Source organism: Acinetobacter sp. ACIN00229 (assembly GCF_016106645.1).
In the GTDB taxonomy this organism is placed as follows: Bacteria; Pseudomonadota; Gammaproteobacteria; order Pseudomonadales; family Moraxellaceae; genus Acinetobacter; species Acinetobacter oleivorans.
Genome location: NZ_JADWOM010000001.1, coordinates 272,024 through 297,115 on the forward strand (window position 1 = coordinate 272,024; position 25,092 = coordinate 297,115).

27 protein-coding genes are annotated in these 25,092 nt (G+C 39.7%); 7 read left to right on the top strand and 20 right to left on the bottom strand.

Going from position 1 to position 25,092, the window contains the following annotated elements; genetic code table 11:
• Positions 1-6: 6 nt before the first annotated feature.
• Genes I7H67_RS01190 through I7H67_RS01230 form a run of 9 tightly spaced genes read right to left on the bottom strand, consistent with a single transcriptional unit; the run spans position 7 to position 7,333 of the window.
• Positions 7-831 carry an alpha/beta fold hydrolase gene (locus I7H67_RS01190; protein ID WP_198306876.1) on the bottom strand — a complete coding sequence of 275 codons (825 nt, stop codon included), beginning with the start codon at positions 829-831 and terminating at the stop codon, positions 7-9.
• A gap of 36 nt (positions 832-867) precedes the next feature.
• On the bottom strand, positions 868-1,389 hold the full coding sequence (locus tag I7H67_RS01195; RefSeq protein ID WP_013198649.1) for a cupin domain-containing protein: 522 nt from the start codon (positions 1,387-1,389) through the stop codon (positions 868-870).
• A gap of 23 nt (positions 1,390-1,412) precedes the next feature.
• Positions 1,413-2,636 carry an MFS transporter gene (locus tag I7H67_RS01200; RefSeq protein ID WP_144733237.1) on the bottom strand — a complete coding sequence of 408 codons (1,224 nt, stop codon included), beginning with the start codon at positions 2,634-2,636 and terminating at the stop codon, positions 1,413-1,415.
• 42 nt (positions 2,637-2,678) lie between these two features.
• Complete coding sequence (locus I7H67_RS01205; RefSeq protein ID WP_013198651.1) at positions 2,679-3,890, bottom strand: NAD(P)/FAD-dependent oxidoreductase; 1,212 nt, start codon at positions 3,888-3,890, stop codon at positions 2,679-2,681.
• Between the two features lie 28 nt (positions 3,891-3,918).
• Positions 3,919-4,848, bottom strand: a complete 930-nt coding sequence (locus I7H67_RS01210) for a VOC family protein (RefSeq protein WP_198306877.1) — start codon at positions 4,846-4,848, stop codon at positions 3,919-3,921.
• Positions 4,849-4,859: 11 nt separating this feature from the next.
• Positions 4,860-5,624, bottom strand: a complete 765-nt coding sequence (locus I7H67_RS01215) for an SDR family oxidoreductase (protein ID WP_192836544.1) — start codon at positions 5,622-5,624, stop codon at positions 4,860-4,862.
• Positions 5,617-6,684 (bottom strand): aromatic ring-hydroxylating oxygenase subunit alpha, encoded by a 1,068-nt coding sequence (locus I7H67_RS01220; protein ID WP_005303271.1) that lies wholly within the window; start codon positions 6,682-6,684, stop codon positions 5,617-5,619. Before I7H67_RS01220 ends, I7H67_RS01215 begins: the two co-directional genes overlap by 8 nt.
• A gap of 16 nt (positions 6,685-6,700) precedes the next feature.
• Complete coding sequence (locus tag I7H67_RS01225) at positions 6,701-7,000, bottom strand: recombinase-like helix-turn-helix domain-containing protein (RefSeq protein ID WP_005070730.1); 300 nt, start codon at positions 6,998-7,000, stop codon at positions 6,701-6,703.
• Positions 7,001-7,027: 27 nt separating this feature from the next.
• Entirely contained in the window at positions 7,028-7,333 is a 306-nt protein-coding gene (locus I7H67_RS01230) for a non-heme iron oxygenase ferredoxin subunit (protein ID WP_002117586.1), read from the bottom strand.
• Between the two features lie 273 nt (positions 7,334-7,606).
• Here I7H67_RS01230 and I7H67_RS01235 point away from each other — a divergent pair, with 273 nt between their 5' ends.
• Entirely contained in the window at positions 7,607-8,419 is an 813-nt protein-coding gene (locus I7H67_RS01235) for an IclR family transcriptional regulator (protein ID WP_013198655.1), read from the top strand.
• 46 nt (positions 8,420-8,465) lie between these two features.
• Here I7H67_RS01235 and I7H67_RS01240 read toward each other — a convergent pair whose 3' ends face one another.
• Both I7H67_RS01240 and pnuC read right to left on the bottom strand, forming a co-directional pair.
• Positions 8,466-8,765, bottom strand: a complete 300-nt coding sequence (locus I7H67_RS01240) for a hypothetical protein (protein WP_198306878.1) — start codon at positions 8,763-8,765, stop codon at positions 8,466-8,468.
• Positions 8,766-8,779: 14 nt separating this feature from the next.
• Positions 8,780-9,361, bottom strand: a complete 582-nt coding sequence (gene pnuC / locus I7H67_RS01245; RefSeq protein WP_005303266.1) for a nicotinamide riboside transporter PnuC — start codon at positions 9,359-9,361, stop codon at positions 8,780-8,782.
• 400 nt (positions 9,362-9,761) lie between these two features.
• Between pnuC and I7H67_RS01250 the strand changes: the two genes are divergently transcribed.
• From I7H67_RS01250 to I7H67_RS01265, 4 genes are all read left to right on the top strand, one after another.
• Positions 9,762-10,706 carry a DMT family transporter gene (locus tag I7H67_RS01250; protein ID WP_198306879.1) on the top strand — a complete coding sequence of 315 codons (945 nt, stop codon included), beginning with the start codon at positions 9,762-9,764 and terminating at the stop codon, positions 10,704-10,706.
• Between the two features lie 194 nt (positions 10,707-10,900).
• Entirely contained in the window at positions 10,901-11,689 is a 789-nt protein-coding gene (locus I7H67_RS01255; RefSeq protein WP_198306880.1) for a crotonase/enoyl-CoA hydratase family protein, read from the top strand.
• Between the two features lie 36 nt (positions 11,690-11,725).
• Complete coding sequence (locus I7H67_RS01260; protein WP_198306881.1) at positions 11,726-12,604, top strand: alpha/beta fold hydrolase; 879 nt, start codon at positions 11,726-11,728, stop codon at positions 12,602-12,604.
• 28 nt (positions 12,605-12,632) lie between these two features.
• Entirely contained in the window at positions 12,633-13,193 is a 561-nt protein-coding gene (locus I7H67_RS01265; RefSeq protein WP_198306882.1) for a TetR/AcrR family transcriptional regulator, read from the top strand.
• 45 nt (positions 13,194-13,238) lie between these two features.
• Here the strand turns inward: I7H67_RS01265 and pgaD are convergent, their stop codons facing one another.
• From pgaD to I7H67_RS01290, 5 genes are all read right to left on the bottom strand, one after another.
• Positions 13,239-13,658, bottom strand: coding sequence for a poly-beta-1,6-N-acetyl-D-glucosamine biosynthesis protein PgaD (pgaD, locus tag I7H67_RS01270; RefSeq protein ID WP_005303256.1), 420 nt, complete (start codon positions 13,656-13,658; stop codon positions 13,239-13,241).
• Between the two features lie 89 nt (positions 13,659-13,747).
• Positions 13,748-15,004 (bottom strand): poly-beta-1,6-N-acetyl-D-glucosamine synthase, encoded by a 1,257-nt coding sequence (pgaC, locus tag I7H67_RS01275; protein ID WP_198306883.1) that lies wholly within the window; start codon positions 15,002-15,004, stop codon positions 13,748-13,750.
• Between the two features lie 13 nt (positions 15,005-15,017).
• Positions 15,018-17,012 (bottom strand): poly-beta-1,6-N-acetyl-D-glucosamine N-deacetylase PgaB, encoded by a 1,995-nt coding sequence (pgaB, locus tag I7H67_RS01280; protein WP_198306884.1) that lies wholly within the window; start codon positions 17,010-17,012, stop codon positions 15,018-15,020.
• 243 nt (positions 17,013-17,255) lie between these two features.
• Positions 17,256-17,594, bottom strand: coding sequence for an FKBP-type peptidyl-prolyl cis-trans isomerase (locus I7H67_RS01285; RefSeq protein ID WP_002117532.1), 339 nt, complete (start codon positions 17,592-17,594; stop codon positions 17,256-17,258).
• An 87-nt stretch (positions 17,595-17,681) separates the two neighbouring features.
• On the bottom strand, positions 17,682-18,212 hold the full coding sequence (locus I7H67_RS01290; protein WP_005303252.1) for a YaeQ family protein: 531 nt from the start codon (positions 18,210-18,212) through the stop codon (positions 17,682-17,684).
• A gap of 188 nt (positions 18,213-18,400) precedes the next feature.
• Between I7H67_RS01290 and dctA the strand changes: the two genes are divergently transcribed.
• The gene (gene dctA / locus I7H67_RS01295) at positions 18,401-19,663 is read left to right on the top strand and encodes a C4-dicarboxylate transporter DctA (protein WP_151822883.1); all 1,263 of its coding nucleotides are present in this window, start codon (positions 18,401-18,403) and stop codon (positions 19,661-19,663) included.
• A 45-nt stretch (positions 19,664-19,708) separates the two neighbouring features.
• On the opposite strand, the gene I7H67_RS01300 is transcribed toward dctA, so the two are convergent.
• On the bottom strand, positions 19,709-20,707 hold the full coding sequence (locus tag I7H67_RS01300; protein ID WP_198306885.1) for a CobW family GTP-binding protein: 999 nt from the start codon (positions 20,705-20,707) through the stop codon (positions 19,709-19,711).
• Between the two features lie 499 nt (positions 20,708-21,206).
• On the opposite strand from I7H67_RS01300, the gene I7H67_RS01305 reads away from it, so the two are divergent.
• The gene (locus I7H67_RS01305; protein WP_000761577.1) at positions 21,207-21,407 is read left to right on the top strand and encodes a hypothetical protein; all 201 of its coding nucleotides are present in this window, start codon (positions 21,207-21,209) and stop codon (positions 21,405-21,407) included.
• A gap of 115 nt (positions 21,408-21,522) precedes the next feature.
• Here the strand turns inward: I7H67_RS01305 and I7H67_RS01310 are convergent, their stop codons facing one another.
• From I7H67_RS01310 to I7H67_RS01320, 3 genes are all read right to left on the bottom strand, one after another.
• Entirely contained in the window at positions 21,523-22,038 is a 516-nt protein-coding gene (locus tag I7H67_RS01310) for an acyl-CoA thioesterase (protein ID WP_005303245.1), read from the bottom strand.
• A gap of 252 nt (positions 22,039-22,290) precedes the next feature.
• On the bottom strand, positions 22,291-22,905 hold the full coding sequence (locus I7H67_RS01315) for a MarC family protein (protein ID WP_004794054.1): 615 nt from the start codon (positions 22,903-22,905) through the stop codon (positions 22,291-22,293).
• Between the two features lie 11 nt (positions 22,906-22,916).
• The gene (locus I7H67_RS01320) at positions 22,917-24,983 is read right to left on the bottom strand and encodes a choline transporter (protein ID WP_005303243.1); all 2,067 of its coding nucleotides are present in this window, start codon (positions 24,981-24,983) and stop codon (positions 22,917-22,919) included.
• Positions 24,984-25,092 lie beyond the last annotated feature (109 nt).

Here is a 25,092-nt window from a genome sequence, read left to right on the forward strand (position 1 = left end):
TCTCTCTTACGATTGTTCATGAATCGTCAACATAATTTGGTTAAATGCTTGCGGTTGGTCGACATAACTTAGATGTCCTGCATCTTGGATGATGTAGTGCTGTTCCAACTGCAATTCCTGAGCAAGCTCTTGTATACCTAACGCAGGAGTGATTTGATCTTGCTGCCCTGCAATCACTGTGCATGGGACTTGTAAATCTGTTAAATAATTACGTATTTCGTCATAGGCAAGTAAGTACGATGCATGGGTGAATCCCTGTAGGGTCAACTGTTGCATCACCTCTGAAACTAAAGCCAAGGCTTGTGGTTCTTGTTTATAAATCAAATGAGGCCCACGGCTTTCTGCCATACCTTTAGCGCCTAACTCTTTCAACATTTTTGGTCTTTTTTCAAAAACCTGAATTTGTGTTTGTTCATCGTGGCGTTGGTAGCCTTGAGCCAAATTGGCGATCACCAAATGCTCTACTCGCTCTGGGTAAAGTGCAGCAAATGCACTCGCCTGTAAGGCGCCTAATGAGTGGCCAACAACAATTGCTTTTTCAATTTTTAAAACTTCAAACAGCGCTGCCAAACGCTTTGCATAATCGGTAGCATTCGGCTGATCAGTTAAAAGTTCATCTGATTTGCCATAGCCCGGTGCATCCCAGGCAATGACATGAAAATGATGAGACAACACTTCAAGTTGGTTCACCCATGAAGCAGAACCTGAACTAATGCCGTGCAGCAGCACAAGGTACTCGCCCTGACCGGCTTCCCGATAGGCTTGCTGCTGGCCTTGAACAGTGACGGTTTTCACCGGAAATTCTGCTAACTTTTCAATGAGTGTCATCATTTTCAATTCTTTCCTTTTATTCACTTCATCAAACAATTAACGTTTGATTTGAGACAATGGATGCTCTGGTGGATAGTTCGGAATGGTTGGTTTACCTGTTCCTAACATCACACACATCAAGGCATCTTCTTGACCTGGGTTAAACAAACCACGGTAAATTCCCGGTGGAATTGAAATCAGGTCACGCTCTTTTAAACGAGTCTCAAATTTTTCGCCGTTGTGCTCAATGAACAAATCAATTTCGCCGCGAAGCATAAAGAACACTTCTTCAACATCGTGATGAATGTGCAAAGGACCTTCACACTGTGGTGGCAGAACCATGGTTGAAAACGTGAAGTTTTCTGCTGGAACGGTGTTACCGTCATTTGCAACACCTGTTGCACCGGTACCCATGTAACGCATTTGTGCACGGCGATATTTCGGGTCGTAATCAGCTTGGAACTTCAAAGCCTCAAAGTCATATTTACGTGTCTCAAAGCGAGCAATACGCGTGTTTAACCAATCTTCTAAAGAAGCATTTTCTGGTTGTGCCCACGATTCGAATTGTTGTGTAGTCATTTTTTAAACTCCTATACAGTGAATTAATAACGTTTTAAAAGAGGAACTAAGAACAACGATCCAATGACAGCGACAGCAGCCAAGAAGGTAATTCCTAAATTAAAACTATGTGTTTGCATCACGATGTAACCGATAAGAACAGGCGCAATTGCACTTGCAAAATTACCTAAACCGTTAAATATTCCACCCGCAGTCGCCCCTACATTTGAGGTCGTCACTCTTGCAAGCAGAGCAAATACCGCCGCTACTCCAAAGCCCCACGCCATAGCACTTAAAGACATGGCAGCAATAATCAATAGTGGCTCAGTCATAATGACCATCACATACATGAAGATGCCCGCGAGTAATAAACCGCTAAATACTTGAATTGCACGGCGGCCTAACTTGTCAGATAAAAACGCACCGATAATTTCGCCAATTAACATGGCAATGAACGGAAAGCTTGAATACATCCCAAACTCTTTGAGATTGAATCCTTTGTCTTGCATTAAGTAAGAAGGAACCCAGCTGTTTAAGCCCCACAAATACGTCATCAACGCAATGTTAAAGAGACACACCAACCAGAATGCGCTGTTGCTGAGCAGCAATTTAGTGTTAGCAATGTGGCCTTTGAAATTGGTACGTTTACTCTCACCATCAATTTCGACAGTTTTCTTGAGCTGCAAGTTACGTAAACCAAAAACAATGCTGAAAATGGCAATGAGTGTTAAACCAGCCATCACAAAAAACGTGGTGTGCCAGTCATGGTGCGCTAAAACATTTGCAGTAATCGGGAACCCAAGGAATGCACCAATCGGTGTTCCAAGTAAGAACATGGTAGAAGCACGTGCTTGCTGATGGTCTGTGTAAGTCTGTTTAACAATGGTGTATGCCAAGGCAAATAAGGGACCTTCTGCTAAACCGAGCAGTACACGTAAAATCAACATGCCTGAATAACTGGTGGTGAAGCCCATGCAAAACATGAGTAAACCCCAAGAGGTCACGCTCCAGAACAGCATTTTCTTGGGGTTAAAAATGTCACCCAAAAAGCTTAGAAAGACTGATGAAAAACCATAAGCAAGCAAGAAACTTGTCATGAGCCATCCAAGCTTGGCCTTATCTTCAGCAATTCCCATTGCACTTTGAAAATGAGGATCTGAAAATAAAACCGCAATACTAATCTTGTCGAAAAATGCCAGTACCACACACACCATAAGGACAAAAGCAGGTACCCAATGCTTCAATCCACTTTTTTCTTCATTACTCATGTGTCATTCCTTCGATTTGGTAATGAGAACCAGATTTAATGTTTACGGTTTTAACTTCATGACATTAAATTCAGCATCTGCTAATAGTTTTGGATCTAAAACGGTGTTGGCTTGCATCCAACGTTTTGCCAGTTTGACTAGCTTCGAGTCATTAATGGCAATCATGTTGAGCAAACGATTTTCATGGTCCAGATATAAATAGCTCACCTGATCTTCACCGCCTTGGCGAATGACCACTTCCTTTGTTTTTTCAGGCTGATAAGTACCTAAAATCTGGATGTTAAAGTGATATTGATCAGACCAAAGCCATGGAATATCGCTATATTCAGTTTCAATTCCGAGCATTGATTTCGCTGCGGCAATCGCCTGATTTTGCGCATTCGCCCAAGACTGAATGCAATAACCCAAGCCCGGATGAATCGCAACATCACCTGCGGCATAAATGTTTTGATCTGAAGTTTGCCCAAAGCAATTCACCACAATGCCATCTTTCACATCGAGACCAGCGTGTACACCTAACTCTTTGGCAATATCAGCGCCCGCACCTACCACAACACAGTCAAATAACTGACTATTTTGTGGGTGATTCACCACTTCAACTTTCTGATTAGGCGCTTCAACCAAATGAAGGCTCTTGCTGTCTAAATGAATTTGTGTACCTTGGGCTTCATGTATATTTTTTAAAAATGCAGACACTTCCAGACTCACACTTCTTGCACATAAACGGTCGCCATATTCAAAAATATGAACATCTTTACCTTGCTTACGTGCAGTTGCTGCAATTTCTAAACCAATCCAGCCACCGCCAATCACAGCGACATTTTTTGCATTCTTTAAAATTTCAGCCAAACGTTCACAGTCTTGCACATTGCGTAAGGTCACAACATTTGGAATGAACTGCCATGTATTGACCGGTACACGTGCACGGCTTCCGGTTGCAATCAACAATTTGTCATACGGCAAAACTTGGCCACTTTCTAAATGAACCTGTTTTTGCTCACGGTCGACTTTTGTCGCAATTTCCGGTTTATGCCATTGAACCTTGAACTCTTGAACCTGCTCAGGAGAGAACAGATTCAAACTTTCATAAGTTGCTTCTTTTGAAAGTACTTGCTTAGACAGTGGTGGACGCTCATAAAACACTTGGTCTTCATTTGAAACCACGTGAATTTCGCCCACATAACCGTTTTGGCGTAGTGTGCTTACTGCCCAACCCGCTGCCTGTCCGGCACCTACAATTACGATCTTTTCCATAGCCATCTTCCTTGTTCAGCAATACCTGTTAAACAGGCTTCACCTGACGGCGGGTGGTGTCATCAAGACCACCTTCAATCGCCCATTCAGTGAAAAGCTCTAGACGATGTTCTTCTACACGTGGTTGCCATTCTTCTGTCAAATAATCATCGTTGGTGTAGTACTCAAATGCGCCACCCAATGGTGAGTTGACGTACCAGAAATAAGCAGAAGAAATTGGGTGACGTCCCGGTCCAATAAAGGTTGACCACTCCGAACGATTCATATTTAAACCGCCCCCAATTACTTCATGGATATCACGTACTACAAACGCAACATGATTTAAGCCAGCAGGTTTATTTGGAACACTGAGCAAGAATAAATCATGGTGATAACCTTTACCGCGACAACGTAAGAATGCACCGCGATTTTTATAGGCATCCGATAAATGAAAGCCTACTTTTTCAATATAGAAATTTTCAGTTTTTGCCAAATCTGGTGTAAAGAACACCACGTGTCCAATCGCAACAGGTTGACCTTTTTCATAGACAGGACTTGCTGCATTCACACGTTGAATGTTGCCGTATTGGTTAATACCTTCCGTTTTAAGTTCTGGTACTTCTTTTACAAAACTTTGTTCAAAACGAATGGTCATGCCATTTGGGTCAAGACACTGAACTGTATTTTCAGAACGTTTAAAACCTTCTCCATCGGCCAAGCGAGCTGCCAAGTCGCCTAGGTCTTGTTTGCTTTCAACACCCCACGTGACTTCACGTAAAGTTGAACCTTGTTCAATGGCAGCAGGCAAACGGTCATCTTCACAATTAAATAGATAAATCTTGCTACCATTTTGAGTTTGGTAAAGATCTGTGCCTTCAATATCCGAAGTACTTTGGCTTAAACCAAAATCTGCCAAAAACTTGTTTGAAGCGGCTCTATCTTCAACTCCAAACTTTAAAATCTCGATCCCTGTAATCATTTGACTACTCCTTAGTTAAAGACAAAACCGCCATTGACCGGAATATTTTGACCTGTCACAAAAGAGGACAAATCCGACAGTAGATACAATGCTGTTCCATTTAAATCTTGTGGAAGTTGCTGACGTTGAATCGCTCTTCCGTTCACATATAAATCGTGACGTTCTTGAGGCACATACTCGGTTGCTTCAACCAGAGTAAGCCCTGGTGACAATGTGTTGACACAGATATTAGATTGTCCCAACTCTCTTGCCATTGAACGCGTCATGGCAACAATTGCACCTTTACTCGCAACATAAGCCATTAGGTTCGGTGCACCCCAAAGTGCTGTATCAGAAGCAACATTAATAATTTTGCCAGCCGCCGATTGCTTTAGATGGGGAACGCATGCCTTACTGATTAGCCATGTACCTTTCACATTAATATTCATGACCCGATCCCAAAGTTCAGGATCGTAATCAATCATATTTTTTCCACCGACATTGGTCGCCAGTGCCGCGCAATTCACAAGGCCATCTAGTCCTTTTAATACTTCAACGCTTTTTGCAACCGCATTTTCAATAGAATCTGCATTGGCAAGGTCAACGGTGACAGCATGAACGTTTAGCCCTTGTTTTTGTAACGCTTGTGCTTCTTGTTGCACCAAGTCAGACAAAATATCTGCCATCACAACTTCAGCACCTGCCTCGGCAATGGCTTGAGCGAAATCTCGGCCTAAACCACGTGCAGCACCAGTTACTAAAACTTTTTTGCCTTGCAACAACGCTACATTAGCCATGAGCTTCTTCCTGCATCTCGATACGGTTTGATGCATTTAGCGCAGCAATTTTCTTTAATTGCTTCTCAGCTTCTTTTTTCATTAAACGGCGTAAACGTGCAAGACCAACATCGTGTTGATATAGGAACTCTTTTTCACGCGCATTTGGCGCAAGGTTTTCTAAAATAATTCGGTCTTGTTCCAATACATCCCAATGCAATTGTTCTAAATGATTGCGATACAAGAAGCGCCATACATTTCGTTGCCAACCACTCACCTTACGGCAGCGCCAGAAAAATACACGGGTATTGTTGGCATCAATTGGCGTTGCATAGCCCACAATCCAGAACTCACCACCTGGACCAAATTGTTTACGGTAAGGAATTGAAAGACGTAACCAGCTCGCACCTGTTGAACCGTATTCGACCCAGTCGAAGTTCACGCCTAATTGACCTTCTTTTTCAAAAACAAAGCCATTATCGGTCGTGCGGTGTTTCATCTCTGCGGTACGATCACCATCTGCCATCGAGTGCGATGTCGCATGTAAATAACTACCATGCATTGGGTCCATCACGTTATCAATTGCATACTGATGGTTTACTTTCCAGTCTGCTTGGCAAAGGAATGCACTCCACTCTTCGCTTGCAAGTTGCTCTGGAAACTCAAGCGGTTTTGGCTGTTCATTTGCATCGATACCAAACCAGATGAAGATTGCGCCATGTTGCTCAATTACCGGATAGTTCTTTAAACATTTCGTTCCAGTCATTGGACATTCATGAACGGCTGGCACATCGGCAACCACACCATCAGCACGAACTTCAACACCGTGATACCAGCAAGCCACTCGGTCGCCTAAGTTCCAACCAAGGGAAAGACGAGCACCGCGGTGTGGACAGCGGTCTTCAAGTGCATGAACCTGACCTTCGGCATCACGCCAAACCACAATGTTTTCGCCTAAACGAGTAATTCCAACTGGATTAGCAGCGACTTCCCAACTTGCTAAAACAGGATGCCATTGGTCACGTAAACCAAGTTCTAAATATTCTTCAGCGCTTTGTGAAGTTGATACGATTGCGTTCATTTTATTCGTCCCTGAATCAATAACCTAAACGTTGCATTTCTTCTGTAAAGCTTGCAGAAGTCCATTCATCACCAGATTCACAGCGGAAACCCTGTTGATTAAGTGCAGAAACAACGTCATCTAACTCTGTTGCGCCCGCAGAAAATGCCTGAATCAAGTTCTTTACAAAATCTTGTTCGTAGAGCGTTGGTTCTTTATAACGTGTTTGCCAAACCAACAATTCAGATTGACCAGGAATTTGAATATTGTTGATACCTGCTTCGGTTGCCGGCGTTGCATGAATCCAGCTTGCCAACTTTTCATTAAATGTCTTCATTGTTCTGCTTCCTTGTACATGTGAGGACTAGAGTTGAATTTGAATATCCTGTCCTTCAACACGAACTGGGTAAGTACATAGGTTTCTACACCCGGGTCCACTTTTTAGCTCACCTGTTTGAATGTCAAAAATTGCTTCATGCAATGGACATTCAACAGTTTGATCTTCGATAAATCCTTCGGTTAATAAGGCATACGCATGAGGGCAAACATTTTCGATAGCAAAGTAATTTTCGTCGACGAAAAATACGCCTATTTTTTTCCCTTCAATTTCGATGGCTTTCGGCTCATCTTCGCTAACGTCACCCTGCTGACAAACTGAGATCCAACTCATACCTTGCGTCCTCATTTTGTTTTATATACAAAACATAATTTGATTTTCAAAACACAGGCTAAGCATAATACCCTTGATCATTTTTTGTCAAAGTAAAAATAAATATGAAATTCATTTACTTAATTAATTTTAAATATTTTGTTACGTTTCAAACAAGAAACAAAGTTTTGAATATAAAAATTGTTTTATGCATTTTTAACAATTACAATAGTTATAAAATAAAGCAGCATGCCCCAAATTGAATCATGTTTTATTTATAGGAAAATGACACGAATGAGCATAGCAATTGAAGAAGATTCGCAAGAATCAGAAACAACAAAAAATGATGATCGTTATTTAGTACCCGGACTTGTACGGGGTTTAGCTATCTTGCAAGCATTTAACCAACAAGCGCAAGAAATGACCATTACAGAAATTGCTGAAATTTTAGAAGTGAACCGTTCTAGTGCATTTCGTCTGATCTATACACTCGAATCTTGTGGCTATTTAAGAAAAGCATCTCAAAAAACTTATGCTCTCGATTCTAAAGTCATGGAGCTTGGTTTTAATAGTTTATCTAAACTTTCATTACTCGATTTATCGACACCATTAATGAAAGAACTACGTGACCAAACCAAACTTGCGGTACACCTTTCAATTTTAGAAGGCACTCATATTGTCTTTGTAAATAACATTCAGTCGATGGGAACCTTCACGAGCAACATTAGCTTAGGGACTCGCTGGCCTGCTCATGCAACCGTCATTGGTCAAATGTTATTGTCTGATTTGCCTGAAACTGAAGTACGTCAGCGTTACCGTAACTTTGATGATTGGGATAGTTTTTCTGAACTGACTCCAACCAATTTAAAAACCCTATTACAAAGATTAGTCTATGTAAAAACCCAAAAAACCATGGTGAGCTGGGGTCATTACAATCATGATATGGCAGCCTGTGCTGCACCTATTTTTAAACAGTCAAACGGGAAAATGGTTGCTGTTATCTCTGTGAGTTGTCCAATTACCACTTACGATGAAAAAACATTTAAAGAAGATATCGCAAGCCTAGTCGTTGAAACAGCAAACAAAATTTCCAAATTTATTTATTAAAAAAAAGCGACGTTAAGTCGCTTTTTTTGTGATTTTATTTCTTAAATTAAAAATTACACTTAGATATGTCCCCATTCACATCTTGAAAAATCAGTGCCGAAAGGCTTTCTTTAATATCAAATTTTAAATACTGCTGTTTAAATTGAACAACCGCATAAAACTCTTCAGCACCATCATCTAAGCCAGTGGCAGAAATCTGGCTGCCTTGTGGGAAATCTTTGAGCCACGCAGCATTATAAAAATCCGATACTGAACTAAATTCACAATACTGTTTTGGCTCTGCCATTATTTTTGCAGCAATCAGATCAAACTGTTGTTGTTTATAAACATCTAAGCTCAACAACATGATCACTCTCCAAATTAAAGCTGGTTAGAGGCTAAAAGCTGTTTCTTTTTAACTTTTTCCCATTGATACCAACCATAAGCGGCCATCAAAACAAATGCTGCATATAAAGCAGCTGTTAAAAATAAATCTTTATAGATAAACATGCCCACATAAATAATATCGACAAATACCCATAGTACCCAAGTCGCAATATGCTTTCGGCTGGTCCAATACGTTGCCAGTAAACTAAATGCTGCAAGCTGTGAGTCGAGCATCGGTACTGCTGCATCGGTAAAGTTTTTAAGAATTAAACCAAACAGTAAGCCACCTACCGCAGCAATAATCATTTGGATGATAGCGGTTTGAACTGCAATCGGTTCAATACGAATGTCGTGATCTTGCTGCTTTCCTTTGAACCAATAGTAAAAGCCATAAAAATTTACAACCATAAAAAAGAACTGCAAAATTGTTTCGCCATATAGCTTAAATTCGTAAAACAAATAGGCATATAAAACAAAGGCAAAGAAATTAAACAGCCAACACCACATATTACGGATGACGGTTAATCCAACTCCAATGAGACTAATTAAGACCGCAAAGATTTCTAGAGGTGACATAAGCTGCTTATTGAGATCAATTTGACGAGGTATTATGAGAAAAATATGAAGCTAAGCAAACTACTAATTTAAAGTAATCAAAAAAACCATGTCTCATGCTTGAATCTAATTTGTACTTTTCCATTTATATGTTATAAAAATATCATCTATATTTTAATATATTTATCATGTTTTTATCTAAAGCCTATTGTTGTCTAGCGCGTCAATCATACGCCCCAGAGATTAAGTTCTATGTGGTCAATTGGCGACGTCCTTATTTAGGACAATTTGGCGCTTTAGATACGAAAATCGAGATATTTAATTTGTAATATATCCTCTGATTTTCATCACAAGCCGCCATAAAACGCGGCTTTTTTTATGTCCTTTTAAAACACAAAAACCAAACTTTCTGGAGCTTTCTATGAAGCCATTATTTGAACAACAGAGTATATCCACCCCGCAGATTCAGCCGGCTGTAGCATTATCTTCATCTCCGACTCGCCTTGCTACAGCCGGCCAATTTATTGCTGTCGTCATTATTTGGTCGCTTACTCCACTCGCGGCCGTCTGGACAGTACAAGAAATTCACTGGGCATGGGGATTATTTATTCGATTCAGTTTGGCGATTCCAATCGCCTTGCTGTGTCTAAGATTTTTTCGCTTAAAGCTCATCTTTAGTAAAAAAGCTGTTTTAAGTTATTGTGCTGGAGCCATTGGCTTATTTGGCTCTATGGCGTTTTGCTATATGGGTGCAGATAAAGTCCCCTCTGCCATTATTTCAATTATTTACGGCACCTCTCCGTTAGTATCTGGACTGATTAGCTCCTTTTTATTAGGACGCGAACGATTTTCAGTATGGCAATGGCTTGGTCTCGGTATTGCTCTTGTCGGGATGAGTTTTACTTTAGGACTGTCTTCATCAGGTTTTCAGCTCAACCGCATCGGTATTATGTTAGAGCTGATTGCGATGCTGTTTTATGTCTTGTCGACGTTTGCCGTGAAATCTGTCGGAGCGCATATTCCACCCATTACACAAATGACAGGTGCTACCCTTGTCTCATGGGTCGGTTATATATGCTTGTTACCTTTCTTTTGGTCGTATCTTCCCACTGAATTTCCAAGCCTGAAAATTTCGCTAGCAGTAGTCTATAGCGCGGTCTTTTCCTCTGTGCTTGCCATGATTTTTTATTATCAGCTCATCAAAATACTACAACCGACGACTGTGCTACTTATTACCATTATCACTCCAGTGTTAGCCACATTTTGGGGAACATGGTTCAACCATGAGCAGCTCAGCTCACATCTTATTTTAGGCTTAACCTTGTTATGCGTAGGGTTATTGATGTATTCACGTCGTCCAACATAATATTTATAACCTGATTGAGAACACTCATCAGGTTATTCTCTCCCTCATCCTTACATTAACCTTAATAATAAAAACTTAGTTTTATTTTAATCGCCCTTCTATTTTTGTTTACGGAATAGTCAACAAATTTTATTTGACACTTTTTAAACGATCGTTTAAAAACTTATTAAAAATAAACAAAGGACATCGGAAAAATGTCAAATCAAGAAGGAAAAGTCAGCCGTGAAACTCGCGGACACATTTTTTTAATTGGTCTAGATCGGGCAGCAAAACGTAATGCCTTTGATAGCCATCTAATTAAAGATTTATCACTGGCGCTTACTGAATATGAAAATAATAATGCTCTTCGCTGTGCAATTATCTTTGCTCATGGTGAACATTTTACAGCTGGATTAGATCTAGTTGAGTTACAACCCAAGCTCGCTACAGGTGTTTTTGATTTTAGTGATGAAGAAGTGAACCCTTGGGGTACAGTTGGACGAAAACTGAGTAAACCTTTAATTGTTGCAGTACAAGGTTATTGCTACACCGCTGGTATCGAACTATTTCTGAATGCAGATATTGCTTTAGCAAGTGAAAATACCCAGTTTGCACAGATGGAAGTGCAACGTGGCATCTTACCTTTTGGTGGAGCCACAGCACGATTTACGCAAGCTGCGGGTTGGGCCAAAGCCATGCGCTATTTACTCACCGGTGACTCTTTTGATGCAAAAGCCGCTTTTGATATGAACCTGATTACAGAGATATGTCCAGAAGGTACTCAAATCAACCGTGCAATAGAACTGGCTGAACATATTGCTCAAGCCGCACCACTTGCTGTAAAAGCGACCCTCGCTTCTGCCCGTGAAGCGATTAATGAAGGTTATGAAACTGCATTTAGTCAATTACAGGGCCATCTTCAGCCTTTACTCACCACAGAAGATGTTCAAGAAGGTGTGTTTGCCATGTTGCAAAAAAGACCGCCTGTTTTTAAAGGTAAATAAAATTTCATCACGCTAGAAAAATAAAAGAGAAAAGCAATGCAATCAGCAACTCAAATAAATGAACAGCTTAGCCAAACTGTACAATTCCCAGCTTTAGATGGTTATCAACTTAAAGGCACACGTTACTTTACAACGATACCAGTTAAAGCAAATATTGTCGTTGCAGGAGCAACGGGTGTGCCACATGAGTTTTACCGCCGCTTCGCTGAATATATGACACAATTTGGCTATCAGATATTCACATTTGACTATCGAGGGGTAGGAAAATCGAGTCCAAAATCTTTGAAAGGATTTGATATGTCTTATTTAGATTGGGGGCAATATGACTTAGCAGGTGCGATTGAATATTTATCAAAAGAACCATTACCTCTTTTCATGGTTGGTCATTCCTATGGTGGCCATGCGCTAGGTCTACTACCTAATCATGATAAATTACTGGCCTGCTATACATTTGGTACAGGTGCTGGCTGGCACGGCTATATGCCACTGAAAGAACGCTTTAAAGTTCAAGTGGTCTGGAATATTGTGTTTCCACCTATCGTTGCCGTGACAGGTTATTTGCCTTGGAGCAAATTTAATATGGGTTCTGATTTACCCTTAAATGTTTATAAACAGTGGCGTAAATGGTGTAAAAACCCTAAGTATTTTTTTGCTGATCCAGAACAACAACACTTAATTGAACAATATGCTTCTGTCAAAACCCCAATTTATGCAGTCTCTGCCCTAGATGATGATTGGGCTTTACCCGCTTCTTGTCGCGCATTTATGCAACATTATCGACAAGCTCAAGTCTCATACGTCAGTCTTCAACCTCAAGATGTTGCCATAAAAACCATTGGCCACATGGGCTACTTTAAAAAAGATGCTGAACACATCTGGAATAAAATCCGAACCACTTTTGATGATTTTTTATAAAACTGCTTTATGTTTTGGATAATGTGAAATGAGACCGCAAAAACTGACCAAAGAAGATCTGCTTAAGCACTGCGCTTTGCAGTTCAAAACTTATGGATATGCAGGAACGAGCATGGACATGCTGGCAAAAGCTTGCGGCCTCACCAAAGCTTCTTTTTATTATTATTATCCAAATAAAGAAGCGCTTTTGCTTGAAGTGTTAAATGGTACTCATCAATATTTAATCCATTCTTTATTTGGAACTACCGTAAGTTCAGAACTCTCAGCCATTGAACGTTTTGAGCAAATGCATAAACGTGCTGTTCAGTTTTTTACCCAAGGGGTGAATGGTTGTCTGATTGGGGTAATTTCAATGGAAGCGGCGTATGGTTCACCTGAAATTTTAGCCAAAATACGCAGTATTTTTCAGGACTGGCAACTGGCTATTCACTCTATTTTTGCTTGTTGCATTGCTCAAGATCGAGCTGAGATTTTAGCAAAACAAAGTATTGCTGATTATGAGGGGGCAATCTTGATGTACCGTGTCACTCATGATGAGTTTTACATCAATCAAGTTAAGCAACGTATTCTTGGACTTCTTCATTCTTAAAAAAATAAAGCCCACTTAAAGTGGGCTTTATTTTTTAGCTAATCATTATTCAACTCTAACGATTTTACCTAATTCATCGTGGTGAACGACTGTAATTTTTTGGCTACGCCCCTGCTCAATTTCATGTTCAGGTAAATCAAAATAGCGCGCATAATCATCAGTCTGTTTTGCTTTAAGTGCACTGCCACCGACACGGCGCTCTGGTAGCAAATGGCTCCATAACAATAAGCAAATTGCACAAGCAATTAATGCGGTAAGGCCATGTTCAATTCCTACACCAAAGGCACTAAATAAACGGTGTACCAAATGAGTTTTTTGTAGTTCAACCAATAGCCATACAAACACGAACGGACGCCACAACAACAACCAAACCGCCCACATCATGGCTGTGCTTGTTGTAGAAGCATAGCGTTTATGCCATGGTAATTGACGGCGTAAATCAATAATCAACGAATCTGTCTTCATTTCTCTCTTTACCTAACGAAGTGCTGTGGTTTTTCCCCAGACATCAATACAGCACGATCTTTAAAATCTCATGACTCTTGCATTTCATTCTAGCGAATGCCCCGATCTGGGCTCACCCAACGTGCTCGTTTCTCATCTCCACGTCGTAAGACTTTTGGAAATGCCACAATGGTTGCTGAAATAGTGATTAGCCAAAAGACCAATGGATACCAGATCATCCAGAAATAGTTTTTTCCTAGATGCGGTTCATAACGACTATCCATCCATTTGCTTAAAGCAAACTGAATTAGACAGGTTGCCCCCAATAAAATACCGGTACCATACGGTAAAAATGGGGAGCTCACAACAGCTAATGCAGGGACTGGTAAAATAAAATGTACCAACCACAACAAAGCCATCGCTAGCATTAAATATGACCAGACTAAAGTTAAGCAAAGCTCAAACATTAAAGGCCATAAAAAATTCAATTTTGGTTTAGTGAACACATCAATATTTTTAATTAATACTTGTGCGCCACCCATTGCCCAACGTAAACGTTGCTTCCACAACCCATTGAGGGTTTCAGGCATTAAAATCCAAACCAAAGCATTCGGTTCAAACTCAATATCCCAACCTGCACGCTGTAACTTCCAAGTAATATCGATATCTTCAGTCAACATATTTGGTGACCAATAATCGACTTGGTGAACGGCGCTTTTACGAAAAGCTGTAATTACACCCGATACAGTAAACAAGCGACCGAAGGTACGCTGTGCACGTTTAATCATGCCCACAATCGAAGAAAACTCACCAACCTGAATACGCCCTAATAAAGTTGAGCGAGTACGGATACGCGGGTTTCCAGTAACAGCTGCAACCGTTGGATTTTCAAGGAAATGACGAATCATCCACTTTGCTGCATGTGGATCAAGTAAAGCATCACCATCAATACCAATTAAAAACTCGGCATCGGTCATTAAGCTTCCGGCTTGCAATCCCATGGCTTTACCTTGGTTTTGCGCCAAATGAACAACACGCAATTTTTCATGTTGTTCTGCTAAACGATCAAGTACTTCACCTGTATTATCTGAGCTGCCATCATTAATCGCGATGACTTCAAAATGAGGATAGTCCAGTTTTAAAGCATGGCTAATGGTTTCCTCTGCATTATCCCCCTCATTAAAACAAGGAACTAATACAGCGACTTTTGGATAACTTTCCAATGGAGCGGGTTGATCATAAGACGGAGCCTGACGTTCTCTCCAATAGAAAATGATCGCACCCATCATCCATAAATACGACATGAATAATGGATAGTAAAAAACGAATTTTAAGGCATGCGACCATATTGCAGCAAAGATTGTCATGTTTCAGCCTCGACTACGGCACAAGACGAGATGATTTTTCAGCAAATGCTTTATGCATTACGTCAACATCCGGGTGATCTTTGATTGGGTCATCAGGGTAATATCCGACATGCATTACACCTTGCTGATACAGTGAATGAATTGTTGCTGCCATTTCAGTTGAAGGTACCTTTTCATTTTTACGCCAGTCGGTTGCCTGTAATTCAAAAACAGTTTTCTTGAGGCCATTAGGATATTGTTTCACGCGATCAATCATGTCTTTATAGAACTGATCTGAATTATCGACCTGCTCCATATAAGGCATTGCCATAATAGCTGTAAAATCATAATGCTTTAATGACTCTTCAAGCGATTGTGAATACCAGTTTTCTGCATATGGTTTTAAAGCCACCTGCGCATATAAGTTACGTGCAGTCACCAAGAACGGTTCATATTGTCTCACGTCATCAACGAGTTGCATTGCAAAATCATCTAAATATTTTGTCTTATATGCAGTCCATTTCTGCAAGTCTTGATCGTTATCACGAATTTTTGCCAAATCTGTTGGCAAACCTTGTTTTGCGTAGGCTTTTAAAGCATCAGGGCTTGCATCTTCATAATCAGATAAGGTGACATCGTCATGGAATAAAAGTCCGTTAAACGGCGTTGATTTAGCTAAATCCTGATAAATTTCACGAATAGTTTGGCGTGCATCTGCTGAGAACGGACTTAAACGGATATAACCCATATTAAGGTGCTCACCCGCTTTTTCCTGCTGAGTTACCACTAAGTCCTTAGAAACAGGATCGGTTTTTGGTAGTTCCCACGCCAATAACGGCATCCACGCATAAATACGGCTTACAGAAGTGCGCGTTTGAATTTGCCATGCAACACGGTTAAACAAGTCTGCACGCATTGGAATATGGCGGTTTGGGAAATAAACCATATCCGCAGAACCGTTCGCATCTGGATCTGAAAATGCCTGTAAATAAACTGTATTTACACCCATGCCATTAATTCGATCTAACAAGTGTCCTAAATTACGCTCTTGTTGTTTCGGGTCTGGATCATAAATATAGTCCAGATCGACATGCATGATTTTTTGCGGACGATTATTATCCGTTAAATTTAATTCACGGTTTTTAATTTCTTGAGCCAAATCATCAGTTGTCATTCCACCTTCTACCAAAATACGGCTCATATTTTGTAGAGATTGTTTTGCATGGTCTGCCCCATCATCAAGTGTAATGGTCACTGGCATACCCAATTTTTTTGCAATTTGGACAATTTGCATATTATAGCGACCATATGGCCACACCATAATACGCGGCGAACGTAAGCCATGCGCTTTTAATAAATCATTATTCTTTTTCAGGTCGTCATAGATTCGTGCTTCATATTGTTTATCGTTCTCATATGTTTGAGTTTTAACATCATAAAAACGAGTCGTTGCAGCAGGTTCAGAGTTGCCTTGCGGATTCCCTGTAATACCACGATGCAAATGATAGCTATGATTGGCGATTTCTACAAAACCACTATCTTGCATCTCTTTAAGTTCATTCCAGCTTAAGATTTTATCACGTGGAATTTCTTCCCCTGAAAAATCTACTTTTTGGCCAGCTTTTGGCTCTAACCATGAACCCACTACAGCCAAAACAACCGGAATTTTTTTAGCTTTAAGAACTGGATAAGCATTTTGATAAAAAGACTGATAACCGTCATCTACAGTTAATAAAACTGGTTTTGTAGGCAGTTGAAATTTACCCTGATGAGCACGGATCAACTGATCAACCGTAATAAAATGGAACCCATTTTTCTGTAGCCACTCAACGTGCTGTGTAAATTGTTGAGTCGTCACTGCATATTGAGGAATTAACGCATTTTTAGTATCGGTAATTTCATGATAACCAATCACCGTGAGTGTTGAAGCGTCCAGTTTAGGTGGTTTGGCTAATGCCATGCCTGACAAACCTGCCAAGGCTAAGCCAAGTGATATGTTCAACAAAGGAGATGCAAAGCGGATAATCATGAAATAGCGTCTCAATAACAATATAGATTACTTATGTGAAATTTGATGTTAGAGCTCAAACTTTTTGAAAGTTGGTCTTAATATCACACTGGTCACAAATGAACAGTTTTTCAGTCAGCATTTATAATCAAATAATCTGAAAATAATCTTAAATATTCAAAAAGCTAAAATATAAATTAATAATGTATTTATATTTAAAGCTCATATAAACAAGAAAGCCCCCTAAAGGGCTTTCAATTTTCACTAGTCACGAGTTTTGACATCAAATAATTCAATTTCAAAAATTAAATTAGAATTAGCCGGAATAATCTTACCCATTTTACGCTCACCATAAGCTAAATGAGCAGGCACGATTAACTTACGCTTGCCACCAACTTTCATTCCCATAATGCCTTGGTCCCAGCCTTTAATTACACGGCCTGTACCAATCACGCATTCAAAATAGTTACCGCGGTCAATTGAAGAGTCGAATTTAGTACCGTCTTCTAACCAACCTGTATAGTGAGTTGTAATCAAAGCACCTTTAACCGCTTCTTTGCCTTCACCTACTTTTAAATCGATAATTTCTAATTCATTTGACATGGTTTAACCCTTAAACTGAATTTCTAAAATCGCAATTAGTACTTAGTGTACCAACTGAATCTGTAGAATTTGTTGCGCTTTTCTAAATTACTGTAACTGTGTCCAAACAACATTTGCCTGACCCTTTTCACCTAAAAGCGTCCACTCGTTGTCCATCACATTTAATTGTAGTTGCATGGTACGTTCACAGAGCTGTTCAAGCTCGGCTGTACTTTGAGGAGCAATTTGCCACACCTGAACATTACTTAAGGTTTTAATTTTACTGTTTCGTTTCCACCAGTCTTCGACTTGTGTGCCATAAACAACAACCGCAACCGTTTTACAACGCGCACTGGCTTTTTTAACTTTATCTTCAGACGGCAAACCGACTTCAATCCAAGTTTCTAGTTGACCCGTTAAATCTTTTTGCCATAACGCAGGCTCGTCAGTTTCAAAAAGGTCTTTAGTAAACTCAAGTTCATCACTTGCGAAACGGGCAAAAGCCATCAAACGAACCATTAAACGTTCTAAAGTTTCCGAAGGATGCAAGGCAAGCGTCAGTTGATAATCACCATAAATATGGTCATCCATATTGGCAATATTCAAGTCTGCCTTATAAATTGTTGCTTTAAGCGCCATGATTAATATGTTCCAAAATTTGGCGCTAAGGATACTCGATTTTAGGTAAAAATTATAAAAAAACTGAACAATGCAAAGCATAGTAATTGGAAATTTGCATATTCTTCCAAAACGCTCAGCTTGCTTTAGAGTTGGCCGGCTTTTTGCTTGAAAGAGAAATATTCTCCTCTTGCTAAAATTGATGACTTATGTGGCAAAAGCTTAAACGTAGTTTATTTTTACAGGTTCTTTGTGCTCTCTTGCTAGGAGTTGCAGTTGGGGCTGGTTTTCATGATTTCTCCCTATCTTTAAAGCCATTGGGCGATGGTTTTATTTCTTTGATTAAAATGCTGATTGCACCCATTGTGTTTTGTGTCGTTGTACTGGGAATCTATGGTGCAAACGACATCAAAAAAATGGGCAAAGTCGGTGCAAAAACTATTCTCTATTTTGAGGTGGTCACCAGTATTGCTTTAGTTTTAGGCATTATTGTGGCCTATGTATTTAAACCGGGCGTCGGTATGAATATCGATATCAGCCATTTAGATGCAAAAGATTTAAGCACCTATACCGAACGCGCTCATGAAATGCACACAGGTTCGGAATTTCTACTCAATATTATTCCGAAAACATTCACTGCCGCTTTTGCAAACGGCGATATTTTACAAGTTTTACTCATCGCTATTTTATTTGGTGTATCACTACTTTTAATTCCTAAACATTTGGCAGAGTTAGTACGTCAGGCGCTTGAAGCTTTTTCAGAAGTCTTCTTTAAAATTATGGGTCTGATTATTCGTTTAGCACCGATTGGTGTATTCGGTTCAGTGGCCTATACCACCGCCAAATTTGGTTTAGATTCACTTCTACAATTGGGCTATTTGGTTTTACTGTTTTATGCGACCTGCATTTTATTTGTTGTGGTTGTCTTAGGTTCAATTTTAAAACTTGCCGGTCTCAACATTTTCAAATTTGTGGCTTATTTTAAAGATGAGTTAGCGATTGTTTTGGGTACAGCATCTTCTGACTCTGTTTTACCCCAAATTATGAAAAAACTCAGAAATCTGGGAATTAAGGATTCAACGGTAGGTCTGGTCATTCCTACGGGTTACTCTTTTAACTTAGATGGGTTTTCAATTTACTTAACTTTAGGGGTAATCTTTATTGCACAAGCCTGCAATATTGATTTATCCACTCATGACCTATTGGCTATTTTGCTGGTTTCACTCATCACTTCTAAAGGTGCCCACGGTATTCCCGGCTCTGCTTTAGTTATTCTTGCAGCAACACTGTCAGTTATTCCAAGCCTTCCTGCAATTGGTTTAGTGCTTCTACTTTCAGTCGATTGGTTCATTGGCATTATTCGTGCCTGCACCAACCTCATCGGTAACTGTGTTGCTGCTGTAGTGATTGCACACTGGGAAAAAGATATTGACCATGCTCAAGCTAAAGCTGTGTTAGATAGCAAACCTTAATCCCACTCTTCAGAGAACATTGAATTACTTTTGGTTTAATGTTCTCTACTCTTCAAGCTGACAAGCAAGTAACGACGTTTCAAAAGCCAACCAATCGTGATGATGTTCGCTAATGATTTCAATACGGTTATCAATACCCTCTTCGCCAGACTTATAATTAAACTGATCAGGATTAAAGTTAAAAACTTTCCAACCTTGATCTGTATTAAAAATTCCCTTAATTCGAAGCCAGTCTTGCTGCGCACACAATAAATCTAGCAAATTATAAAAATCGAATTTCCAGCGTTTAGGTAATTTCCAACCTGCCACAATATAGCCTTGTGCCGACTCGACATAATGATAAGGTAATTGCTGAATTTCCTTCTTAGCTTCTGTTTCAGTCATTTGCTTTTGAAGTTTAAGTAAAGGCTGTATAGATCGCTCAGTTAAACGAGCAGCTACATCAATTTTATTTAACGCTAACTGACCATTTTCAGTTTTAATCCACTCTTGGTGATAAGGCTTGTATTCTTCTTTTAATAAATCAAGCGCCTGATCATCTTCAAAAGTCATCACATCCGTATGTGACACCACCACAATCTGGGCAGCTTTTAACTGATCTTTATAAAGGTTTTGTTTAACCCAGTTTGTATCGTGCAAACGGCTACCATCAACAACAGTAATTAATGCTCGCATGGCTAAACTACTTTGCCAATGCGGCTCAGTCAGTTGTTCAAATAACTGTGAAGGATGCCCAAGTCCAGTCGGTTCAATAAAGAGTCTATCTGGCTTTTGTTCACTCAATAGACGAGCTAAAGCAATATGCATAGGCAATTGACTGCTACAACACAAGCAACCACCTAATAATTCTTTGACTGCATAGCCTTCATCTTGAGGTAAGAGTTGTTGGTCTACTCCAATTTGCCCAAACTCATTCATTAATACAGCCCAGACTTCATCTTTAGGCTTTTGACTTAATAAATGCTGTAATAATGTGGTTTTGCCTGCCCCTAAAAAACCGGAAATAATATGGGTAGGAACAGTTTTTTGGGCAATAAATTTCACAAGCGACTCAAATCAACAAGGTTTCAAAACTAAGAAAGGTATATCACTGTTTAAATCCCATGAAAATGATTTTTCACTTTGAAGATATACTTTTCAATTATCAGGCCAAAACACTTAATATGTGACATACATCTCACTCAAAATCTAAATTAACTTTTGACAATTAAAATTCAAACGGAATATTCTATTTATGCGTATTCACAATTCATGCCAAAGTGTAAGTTTTACGTAACACAATTGATCTTTTTTCATTCGATAAGAAATATTTTTACACATTTTAAGGTGTAATTAAGCCCTTTAATTTTACAGATTCCGCACATAAACGGCCCGTATATTTCATATTGTTAAGATAGGCGTAATAGATTGTTAAGTTAATTGATGTAATCCAAACCTCGGCTTAGCATGTGTCCTAGCTTAGTCATTCAGCCATACAGGTTTCATGTATGTAGGAAAGATTAGGTTTAATTTATTTTTAAATGAAATTTAAGGATGCCATAAAATGAAATTAGCTAAAACTTTACTCGCTACTACACTTGCTTTAACTGCTGCTTCAACTTTCGCTGCTTCTAAGCACGACCAAGCACATAACACTGCTGGTGAAGAAAAAGTTGTTGTTTCAACTCAAGAACAAGCAAACACTGCAAATGCTGCATCTGATGCTGTAGGTTCTGCTTCTGAAGCTGCTCCTGCAACTCGTTAATTCTCTCAGCACTCTCCTCCAAGCTCAGAGATAATTTTACTGAAATGAAATATGGACGTTGAATTTTAGTAAAGAAGAAAAAGGATCGAACCATGCTGCGGTTCGATCCTTTTTTTTAAGAAGATTTTTTATACATGCTACAAGATGGGTTATGGTTTTCTTGTAGACGTAAAACTTTACGGTGCTCAGCTGCTTCAAAGCGGCAACGCTTCCACTCTGTATCAAGTTTCAAATGAGGAACTTCACATGGCTTGCCCTGTTCATCAACAGCAACCATAGTGAAATAACAGCTATTGGTATGGCGTACTGTGCGCTTCTGAATATTTTGGGCTTCAACACGTATTCCGACTTCCATTGAAGTACGGCCTACATGGTTAACACTTGCCAAGAAGGTTACCAGCTCACCTACATAAATAGGTTCTTTAAAATTTACCTTATCTACAGATAAAGTCACTACGTAGCCACCCGAATAACGACTTGCACAAGCGTAAGCGACTTGGTCTAGTAGTTTTAGAATCGTACCACCATGAACATTACCTGAAAAATTTGCCATATCAGGCGTCATCAAAACTGACATCGTCAATTCAGACTGATCATCAGTTGCTGTGGTTATTTCATCTAATGTAGGCATAGCTAAACTCTGTGTCTTAAAACAAGCTCAGTAAACATTATGGTTGATAATTCACAAAAAAAACATGCTTAAATCCACAACATAGCATTGTATTTTTTAATATCTTTGATTGTTTTTTAAAATTTAAATTTTTAAGGCATTATTTTTAAAGTTCTTTTTTAAAGCTTTTTTTATTTATCTTAGTTTTTTTAGAAGATGCTATGCCATTTTATTTCACACTTAATGGCATAGCACAATGTTATAGGCCGCTCGCTATACTTTAGTAATAACGCCTGTCACACCATTAATGATCATATCAATGGCGATCGTACCGATTAATAAAGCGGATAAACGCCCGACAATATCAAAGTAGCGGTCGATATGCTTGGCATGTTTATAGCGTAAATGATCATGTGAAAATTTCATCAAAATCAAAATACTACAGGTTAAAAATAAGGTAAAGGCAATCACTAGAGCTGCCTCACCAATTGACATTTCAATACCTGTAACCACAGCAGCACTAATGGTGCCCGGACCGATCATAAACGGCATGGCAATGGTGCCGGCCAGATGCTCTGGTGCACCGCGCATTTCACCAATCGTATCAGCACCCTGAAAAACATAGCGATAGCCAATCACCAAAAAGATGAGGCCTCCAAATATCTGAAAGGCTTCAAAACGTACATTCAGATATTTACTAAAAATTGTTTCGCCGCCCCATGCAAATAGCATGAACACGACAAAAGCAATCAAACTTCCCTGAATCAGTGCTTTATTAAACACCTTGGCTTCTGAATGACGGATCAGGCCAATCATGTAGATGCTCATTAGAAATGGATTGAGCAACGAGAAAAATAAAGCAAAAGAATGTAGATAAGGAGAAGCCATGCATTTTCCTCTTAAGCTTGTGGATCTGGGAACAATGGACGATTCCCTGGGCTAATACGATTAATATGTAAGAACGTCATATGTCTTTCATATTTATCTAAAATGTCATTAATAACCTGTTCTTTACTGTAACCGACCAGATCGTTATCTTGAGAGCCATCATAAAGATAGGTTTCAAGACGGTAATAGAACTGTTTACCTCGTTTTACACGTTGACTGAAGTTCGGTGCGCTATAGCGTACAGGCCAGATCTGGTAAACAAAGTTTTGTTCTTCTTCCAAATGAATAGTGAAATCCAGATGGAAAAGCGTTTCTTCATCTTCAAGCGGCGTTTGCTGCACATCTACATTCATGCCCTGCTTAATAAGTTCACCTGCAACGGCCTGAACAGCCGGTAGACAAACTGCATCTAGCATGCGTTGAGTTTCAGTGGTTCCCGGATGATGCATCACTCGAGTTAAACGCTGTTTCCAATTCAGAATATCGACATTGCCTACTACCGGAGCTGCATTCATACTTCGACTGGCTTGCCGGTAATCTTCAAGCCTCAGTGACTTATAAAGTCCAGCCATCACAAGGAACATCACGAAACTAAAAGGTAGTCCCATAATGATGGTCGCGTTTTGCAAAGCAGTAATTCCGTTGGTCATGAGCATAGCAAGCGTTAATAAACCAATTGCCACTGCCCAAAATACGCTTAACCAACGCGGAGCATCATTATCGATATTCGTAAGTTTAGTCGTGAAATTACCTAAAACCAGCGCTCCCGAATCGGCAGAAGTCACGTAGAACAAAAGCCCTGTTACGGTGGCAATTGAAGCGATAAAGGTAAAGCCCGGATATTGCGCTAACAGGTCATAAAAACCATGAGCCGGATTTGCTAACACAGTCGCAGCTAAGGTTTGGTTGCCTTCAAAAATAACGCTGTGCAATGCACTATTACCAAAAATGGATAACCATGTGAGTGTAAATAGAAGCGGAATAATTAAGGTACCGCATACAAACTCACGAATGGTACGCCCTCTTGAGATACGTGCCAGAAAGAGTCCTACAAATGGAGACCAAGCAATCCACCACGCCCAGAAGAAGAAAGTCCAACTACTCATCCATTCTTTAGGCTGTTCAAAAGCAAAACTTTGTAATGCTAAAGCAGGGAAACGAGTTAAATAGTCACCAATATTTTGAACAAGGGCATTGAGTAAAAACTCAGTATTTCCTAAGAATAAAATAAACAGCAATAACCCGACCGAAACATAAATATTGATTTCAGATAAAATCCGCAGGCCTTTATTGACCCCAGATGTCACCGAAATAACACTAATACCGACCGCGACAGCAATTAGGATAAATTGCATCCAGATATTTTCTGGTAACCCCAATAACACATGTAGGCCATAATTCAGCTGTACCACTCCAATCCCGCAGGTCGTCGCAATACCAAAAATTGTCCCGATGACGGCAGCCGTATCAACACTATGCCCAATTGCCCCATTAATTCTGTTCCCGAAAATTGGGTAAAGTGCAGAACGAATGGTGAGTGGCAAATTATAACGATAACTAAAGTATCCCAATGACATGCCAATCAAGGCATACATACACCAACCGGTTAAGCCATAGTGGAATAAGGTCCAGACCATACTTTGGCGTGCTGCCTCATAGGTTTGGCCTGCTCCGACTGGAGGTTGCATATAATGAGATAATGGTTCAGCGACCGAGAAGAACATCAGATCGATACCGATACCAGCCGAAAACAGCATCGCAGACCAACTGAGTAAACTAAACTCAGGTTTTGAATGCTTAGGTCCTAATTTAATACTGCCATATCTTGAACAGGCAATAAAAATCACGAAAACCATATATAACGTTGCGGCAAGCAGATAATACCAACCAAAGGTTGAGGTTACCCACTGGAGTACGGCGTTCATGACTCTATTTGCAAAATCATTGAACAAAAACGTGACGAGAGAAAAAATTAAAATAAGTACAGCTGAAAAATAAAAAACCACACGGTTGAGCGGGTCTTTTTTAGATTTAGATAATGTTAAATCATCAACTGCTCTTGGATTATCTGTTGCCATACAATCCTCAAGGAATAAAATAAAAACAAAATATTTAATTTCGTCTTTTCACTCTTATTTAAAACAATGAAAAGACGACTTTAAACGCAAAAAATAATATATAGATGTG